Genomic DNA, 7,802 nt, shown 5'->3' with positions numbered 1-7,802 from the left:
TCTGCCTTACCGCGTCGGCGAGTCGCTCGAAAGCCGGTTCCAGGTCGTAACAGGCCTGTACGGTGCCGAGGGGTCTGAGCCCCTTGCGTTGGCGCAACCGATCGATGAACCAGCGGCGGAAACCGTCCGAATCGAACAGGCCGTGGAGGTAACTGCCCCACACCAGGCCGTCGCCACGGCAGGCGCCCAGCGCCTGGCCGTTTTTGTCGATCAGTGCAGGCGGTGCCGGGCCGCTGCGGTTCTGGTCATGATGGATGGCATAACCGCGAACCTTCAGGCCCGAAATGCGGTGGCGTGCTTCGGTCCGCACAAGGGCCTTTTCCGGATGCAGGATCGTGTCGATGGGCAGCAGGTCGAGGCCGATCAGATCGGTTCCCGGCGATTCGAGGCCATGGGCGTCGCAGATGGAGCGGCCGAGGATCTGATATCCGCCGCAGAGGCCGATAATTTCGCAACCGCCTTCCTGTGCCCTTTGCTGCAGAATCCGGTCGAGGCCGACGGCGCGTAAAAAGGTGAGGTCGCCGATGACATTTCTGCTCCCCGGCAGGATGATGGCATCGGGCCGGCCCAGGTCCTGTCCGCGTCGCACCGTCCGCAGGCGCACATCCGGTTCGATACGCAGCGGCTCGAGGTCGGTGAAACCGGAAATGTGCGGCAGATCGAGCACGGCGATATCGACGCTATCCCCGGCGCATTCGCCGTCATGGAACAGGCCGCCTTTGATCCCGACGGAATCCTCCCCGAAAAGCCCAAGGTTTTCCAGGTAAGGAACCACGCCGAGCACCGGACGGCCGGTGTGTCGCAGCGTGTAGTCGAGGGCATCCTTGAGCAGGTCGGTGCGGCCGCGGAAGCGGTTGATGACAAAACCGGCTACCTGGCTCCGCTCGCGTTCCGACAAAACTTCCATGGAGCCGACGAAGGAGGCGAATACGCCGCCGAGGTCGATATCACCGACCATCAGCACCGGTGCGCTGGCATGCAGGGCCATTTTCATGTTGACGATGTCATGCGCCTTGAGATTGACTTCGGCGGGACTGCCGGCACCCTCCAGTAGCATGGCATCGTATTCGCCGGCCAGCGCATCATAGCACTCCCTGGCCTGCTCGAACGCCTCGGTCCTGTAACGGAAAAAATCCATCAGCCGCATAGTGCCGACCGGCTTGCCGCACAACACGACCTGACTGCCCTGATCGCTGTCCGGTTTGAGCAGGATCGGATTCATGCGCACATCCGGATCGAGACGGGCGGCCTGGGCCTGCACCGCCTGGGTGTGCCCCATCTGCCCGCCATCGGGCGTGCTGAAGGAATTGATGGCCATGTTCTGGGCTTTGAAGGGTGCTACCCGGTAGCCGTCCTGCAGCATGATGCGGCACAGGGCGGCGGTCAGGACACTTTTGCCGACGCTGGAGCCGGTGCCCTGGAACATGATGGCCGGGGTACGCCGCCGGGCCGTGACCAGCGGCGCCATGAACAGCTCCTGGCGCAAGGCCCCCACCAGTTGGCGATTTTCCGCTTCGTTGCGCACCGCAACCCGGAAATAGCGCCCGTCGAGCCCCTCGAAGTTGTCGCAGACACGGATAGCCAAACCCCGTTTGATGAGGCGCGAGGCCAGGGCGCGGGCATCCATCGATCGATGATCGCAGCGGATCAGCAGGAACGTCGCTTCACCCGGATATACGGTGAGGTAGGGGATCTGTTCGAGCTGCCGGCGCAGGGTGCTGCGCAGGGAGGCCACGGCAGTGCGGGATGTTTGCAGGTATGCGGTGTCGCGCAGGGCGTCGACGCCGACTTTCTGGGCAAGGGTGTTGACCGACCAGGGCGGTTGCAGCGCTTCGATCTTCTGCACTATGGAAGGGGAAGCGACGGCGAGTCCGAGACGCAGGCCGGGGATGGCAAAAACCCTGGCCAGGGACAGCATGACCACCACATTGGCGGGCCGGCTGGCGGTAAGGCTGTCGAAATCCTCCACAAAATCGCCAAAGGCTTCGTCGACGACGAAGGTGGTTGCCGGAAACCGGCCGGCCAGATACCGTATTCGCAGGGCGTCGAAGATGGTGCCGGCGGGATTGTTCGGTTGCCCCAGAAACACCACTCGTGGCCCCTCGCCGGATTGCCGCAGGGCGGTTTCGAGGCGGTCGAAATCCAGGGCGAAACCGTCTTCGGCGGCAAGGGGCATAAGATGCACCGCCAGCCCCGCGACTTTCGCAGCGGTGGCGTAAACAGGATGGCTCGGTACGGGAATCAGCGCGTGCCGCGCCCGGAGGGCACGGGGGAGCAGGTAAATCAGTTCGGTGGATCCGTTGCCGGCGATGATTTGGTTGGCGGTAACGCCGTAGCGCTGGCAGGCGGCTTCGATCAGCGCCTGGTTGCCGGGCTCGGGGTAGTGTGGCAGGGCGCTGATGCTGGCGCTGATACGCGCCCGCAGCCATTCGGGCGGACCCAGGGGGTTGGTGCTGGCCGAAAAGTCGAGCAGCTTATCGGGGTCCACTCCGGCAGTCATGGCCAGCTGCCGAAGGTGGGTCGCGTGGTGGACCCGAAAGCTTTGCGTGTCGTTCATGCCTTGCCCCCAAAAGCAAAAATCCCGGAGCCAGAAGCTCCGGGGATACCGTTTTTATCCGCCAGAAAAATCCATGCACACGGCCCTGAATTGTCAGGCCTCAATCCGCGAAGGCCGCGACAGCACCTGTGCGGGACATGCAGGTCTTCTGGCTTCCGGATCATCCTGCCGGCCACGCCTTCCCTTTCGCGCGCGAAAAGTGGCATTGTGTGGCCATCGTCACCGGTTACAGCGGCGGGACCGCGACGGATTTACACCGTCTTCCCTGTCAGGCTTGCATGGCACCTGTCCCTGGTCAAATTGTACAGCGGGAAGGCCGCCGTCATAAGGTTGCCCCACTGACCTTCCCGCCTGGTTCTGTTTTTAGCCGATAGACGCGCAAAAGGCCATCCCCCAAAAGGGGGGATTTGCTTATGGCTCAGTCGGGGGAGTCGGATTGCGGCTGATGACGCAGGCGCAGAAACCAGGCCAGGGGCAGGCAGAATTTGGCAAAGCCGGTCAGCAGGGTGCCGCTCAGAACGACGCCCCACATGATTGCGGCATCGAGACGCTGGCGATGCAGCCCCGTAATTAAAGTGGCTCCCCATAGCAGGATCAGGCCGAGTATCAGCTGGATGTTCTGACTCATGGCGTGAATGCCCCAGAAATTTCCGGATATGCGGGCCAGTTTACCGTGGCGCAGCTTGATTTCGATGAGTTTGAACCAGATGCGCCCTTCGGCGACCTGGGCCGATCCGTCGAAGATGTGATGCAGCAGATACAGGGCGATGAGCAGATAGCGGCTGATGCCCCAACCGTCGAAGCAGGCGCTGAAGAACGGCGGATAACACAATACCAGCATCAAAGCGCCGAGAGTCTGTCCAACGCCGATAATCATCAGCCCGTCGATGAGCTTTTGCATCTGGTATTGCTTGTTGTCATGACGTTCCAGGTGATCGACGAAGGAGGAAACCTTGACGCTGCTGACGAAGGTGATGGCCGGGTAGATGTATTTGGTCAACACCCCCAGGATCGCGGCGACCTGGTATTCGGTCTGCGCCATGCTGAACATGGTGTAAAGCACCGCCCCTTCCAGGATGCCTTTGCCGACCGTGTACATGAGATTTCCCGCTTCGCCGAAGCGGTAAAATGGGCTGATTGCCAGGGCGTGACCCCAAAGTTGTGTTTTATGCAAAACTTCGCGCACCAGGCCCGGGCGCCGGTGGTCCACAAGGGGCGGTTCGTCCTGCGGCGGTATGGGTGGGATGTCAGGGTCCATGCAATGGTGTCTTTATACCTCGGGGTTGCCAGCACAGGCCGGAAGGCCGGCATGCACAATCGAATAAAGGCGTAACGGCGAAGAGATGACCGTTACGCCTTTGCTGATCGAAACAACAGGAACTGTCAGGTCACCGGCAGCAGCGCCGGTGACCCGGCAGGTGCTACATTTCCTGCAGGAGTTTTACAACCTGTCCCGCAGCTTTTTTCGGTTCGAGGCCGGTATCGGAGATGCCGGAGATAACCTTGGTTTTGTCATGGTCGGCGCCTTTTGCCACCCAGGTCGCCGGAGCCAGACGGGTCAGATAGGCTGAATAGGCGTGATGCCCGCTGCCCGGGCGTTCGCCGATGATGTGGATGATGGCCTTCGGTTTGGCGCCGGGGTCGGTGTACAGGATTTCACCGGCGCGATAACCGGCGCGTACGCGGCCGCTGGTGACCACGATGTTTTCTTTGGCGAGGGTCCAGCCCATTTCGGCCAGTTGCGCCTGCAGTTCTTCAAGGAAGGGCATGAGGTGATTCTCATCCATGAGGGCTTTGGCGTTCAGGCCGTCGGAAATGATCACCTGTACGTCCGGCGCTTTGCCACCCCAGGCCGCCCGCAGTTTGTTGAGGGTTGCCACGGCGGCGTCGTTGAATTCCTCGCCGGTGCTCGGGTGCGCCACATAGTCTTCCCGGTCGGCCGATTTGGTCTGCACCGTTACGGCATTGGGGATGGAGGCGATGAACTCGGGCGTGAATTCGGCCCACAGGCTGACCTTGGCGTCGTCATAAAGGGCACGAATTTTCTTGTCGAGTTCCGGTTCGAGGTCCCAGATGTTCTTGCCGTAGCCGATGGCCAGAGGCACGCCGCGGCCCTGCACCCGGTCGACGGCTTTTTGGCCTTCGGCGTAGATTTCCTTCATGGCGCGCTTGTCGCCCTTGGCCAGGCGGTACTGATAGTAGACCCAGATCGGATCGCCAAAATGTTCCGTGGGCCTGCCGTTGGCGTCGATGACTTTGATTTTCTTGAAGAAGTTCCACATGTCGTCGTTGATTTTGTAACCGAACTTTTCACGCATGCGGACATGGTCCTGATAGGCGGTGGTCAGGTAGCTGAGCATCGGGTCGTTCTTGGTCGGCAGGGCCATCATGTACCCGGGGTTGGCCGGTGCGATCTGGTCCTGGCACCAGTCGAGATCGTTGAGGGTGACGGGCATGTGCAGCGTCGAACAGATGTCAAGGCCAATGATCAGACCATGCAGCTTGCCCATGGCGATGTCTTCCAGGCAGCAGCGCACCAGCTGCTCGCGGGTTTTGAAAATTTCCGGTCCGATGAATCCGGCCACATCGTTGACATGGCACCAGGCACCCTGGCCGGTGGTCTGGGCGGCGGCCACCTGCTGCTTGAGGGCGCGCGCAAAGCCATATTTGCGCGATTCATGCACCACCATGTCGAACCCCTTGCCATGACCGTTGGTGAAGTCGGCGCCCTGTCCGGTTTCATGATAGAGACCGTACTTGCCGGTGCGCATTTTGGCGTAATCCATCATTTTTTCCAGAGTCAGGTCGAAGGTCTTGTTGGCATCGACCACGCCGGCCAGGCTCTGGAACCAGATGGCGGTGCTGCCGGGGTTGTTTTTTTCCACCGCGGCCTGCACGTCGATATGCGCCAGAACGCACCAGGGGTTGTATTTGTCCACGTCAAAGGTCTGCATGACGTCACGCAGCGCCAGTTCGATAGCCTCCACGCTGCTCTCCTGGCTGTCGACCGGGTTGGTGCCCACTACCAGGTCGCCGACGGCGAAGGAATAGGCATCGAAGACCTGCCAGACGATGTCTTCGGGGTTGTCGGTCGGTGAGTTGGGCTGAATGCGGGCGCTGAAATAACCCTTGGCTCCGATTTTGGAACCGGGCAGGGGATTGAAGACCGTCTGCCCGACCTTGGTCAGTTCCTGGTTGGACATCAGCTTCACCACGTTGCCGATGATGTCGCTGTGCAACCCGTACATGATGCCCTTGATTTCTTTTTCGGACTTGGTCAGGATGAAATTCTTGAGTTCGCCAAGGGTCCAGTTTTTGACCTTGTTGTACTGGGCCTTGTCGGTGGTGTCGGTGATCAGGTCGTACTGGGCGTCCACGAACAGGGGCTTGGCCAGCAGATCCTTGATCTTGGTGTTGGCCAGCAGTTTTCGGGCGTTTTCGCGGCTGACGTCGTTATCGGCCGCCACGCCTATTGCCTCGTCCCCTTCCTTGAAGGAGTTGGCGGCGCCGACCACCTGCTGGTAAAGGGTCTGATCGAACTGACCCTTGACGCGTGTCACGTAGGCGAAGACATCTTCACCTGGCTTGACGTCGCTGACGGTGACGGCTCCGGCCAGGCTGGCCACGAAGCACAGCGCCAGGCCAAAAGTGATGCCGTACAAAAGTTTTCTGCTGCGTTGCATGTGACACCTCCGTTTCTCGGGTGAGCCACGGGAATTTTCCCGCCCTTGCTGGCGGGGTCCCATGTATCAGGTTCGTTTACACGCATACCAAAGTGGAGATGTTGCGGTTTTCTATTTCCGGTGTTTTTTCGCCTCCTCCCACATGTCGTTGAATGCTTTTTCGGTTTCCTCGGTCATGACCCGCCACAGGGCGACGGTTTTGAAGTAATTTTCATCGCCGACGTGGAACATGGCTTTTTCCTCGGCATTGAGGAGGTCGCCGGTATCGGCCACGACGGGTGAGACGCCCTGGGATTTCACCACATCGGCCTGCCGGGCCGGGTCAAGCATGAAGTTGATCCATTCCTCGGCCAGGGTTTTGGTCACGCCTTTGGCGCCGGCGCCAAGATACCAGGCATCGATCCAGGCGGTTCCGCCTTCTTTGGGAGCCGCGATCCGCCAGTTGCCGCCTTTGAGGTTGGCCTGCTGGGCTGCGAAGCCCCAGGTGGTGGCCAGCGAAAGCTCGGGGAACTCATCCGGATTGGCGGCGCCGTCCCACAGACTTTTGGCGTTTTGGGCCAGAATATCGAGCTGTTGCTGGATCTTTTCACGGTCAAGTCGCTCGATGTCGAAGATATCCGCATAGCCGTAGCCAAGGGCCAGCGCGGTGATCCAGACGTTAACCTTGGGGAAGTTGTTGTTGATGGTGTACTTGCCGGCGAAACGCGGTTCCCACAGAACGTTCCAGGTGTCCGGCGCGGTGTCGATGACGCCCGCGTTATAAGCCAGTCCATAGGGACCGCAGTTGTAGGGGACGCCGTAGCGGTTGCCTGCATTTATGGGCGTAATGTCGTCGCGAAACACGGCCATCATGTTTTTCAGGTTGGGGATGTTGTTGACATCCACCGGCTGCAGGTATTCACTGCCCGCGGTGTAACAATAGAAACGCGGGGTTTTGGGCAGCTCGATGGGCGGTGAGATCAGATCAGCGGTGTTGTCCTTTACCGCCTGAAAAAATTCGTCCTGATCGGTGGGGTTGGAAATCTGCACCTCCACGTCGATGCCGTGCTTTTCCTTGACCAGTTTCTGGAACTCGGCCACATAGGGTTTGGCGTAGCCGGCCCAGCAGGTGATGCGCAAGGTCTCCTTTTTGGTTTTGCTGCAGCCCGGGGCCAGTGCCAGGCCGATGGCGACCAGGCCCAGGATGCCGACAAACGGTACGCTCCAGAATGCCTTTCTCATCGTGGTCCTCCTGCTGTTTTGGTGTGCGGGGTTGGTGGGTTGCCTTGAGTTGCTGCCTGGCCGGAGTGGAAACAAGCCGGTCAAACGGTGCCGGCGGGGAACTTGGTCCCCCGCCGGTTTCCGGTTTTGTGGATCCTTTGTCGCCTGCCTAGAAAGCGAAGGTCAGGTTGAGGGCCGCGGCCGTCTCGGTGTCGATGAGGTCCTTGGCGGCCGAACTGATCGGCGACGAGAAAATGAAGATCGGGCTGATGGTCATCTGGTCGTTCAGGGCATAGTCGATGCTGGCGCTCAGCTCGTAGTTATGCCAGCCGGCATAGTCGGCCACGGTGCCGTCGGCATGC

Annotated in this window: 4 protein-coding genes, 1 pseudogene and 1 riboswitch; all 5 genes and pseudogenes read right to left on the bottom strand. The window is 60.4% G+C overall.

Features of this window, described 5'->3' with window-relative positions; genetic code table 11:
• On the bottom strand, positions 1-2,557 hold a 2,557-nt coding region (locus tag AB7E65_RS10900), incomplete at its 3' end, for a cobyric acid synthase (protein WP_428745891.1).
• 121 nt (positions 2,558-2,678) lie between these two features.
• Positions 2,679-2,861, bottom strand: a riboswitch (cobalamin riboswitch).
• A 114-nt stretch (positions 2,862-2,975) separates the two neighbouring features.
• A complete protein-coding gene (locus tag AB7E65_RS10895) occupies positions 2,976-3,815 on the bottom strand; it encodes a hypothetical protein (RefSeq protein ID WP_072286290.1) in 840 nt (279 codons plus the stop codon).
• Positions 3,816-3,978: 163 nt separating this feature from the next.
• Positions 3,979-6,240: an ethanolamine ammonia-lyase gene (locus AB7E65_RS10890; protein WP_428745890.1), complete on the bottom strand. Its 2,262-nt coding sequence runs from the start codon at positions 6,238-6,240 to the stop codon at positions 3,979-3,981.
• Positions 6,241-6,351: 111 nt separating this feature from the next.
• A complete protein-coding gene (locus tag AB7E65_RS10885) occupies positions 6,352-7,461 on the bottom strand; it encodes an ABC transporter substrate-binding protein (RefSeq protein WP_428745889.1) in 1,110 nt (369 codons plus the stop codon).
• A gap of 148 nt (positions 7,462-7,609) precedes the next feature.
• Positions 7,610-7,802, bottom strand: a pseudogene (locus AB7E65_RS10880) (TorF family putative porin); the annotation flags it as partial.

The sequence above is a fragment of the Syntrophotalea sp. genome (genome assembly GCF_050253115.1).
Taxonomy (GTDB): domain Bacteria; phylum Desulfobacterota; class Desulfuromonadia; order Desulfuromonadales; family Syntrophotaleaceae; genus Syntrophotalea; species Syntrophotalea acetylenica.
This window is presented reverse-complemented; position numbering and strand designations above follow the sequence as displayed.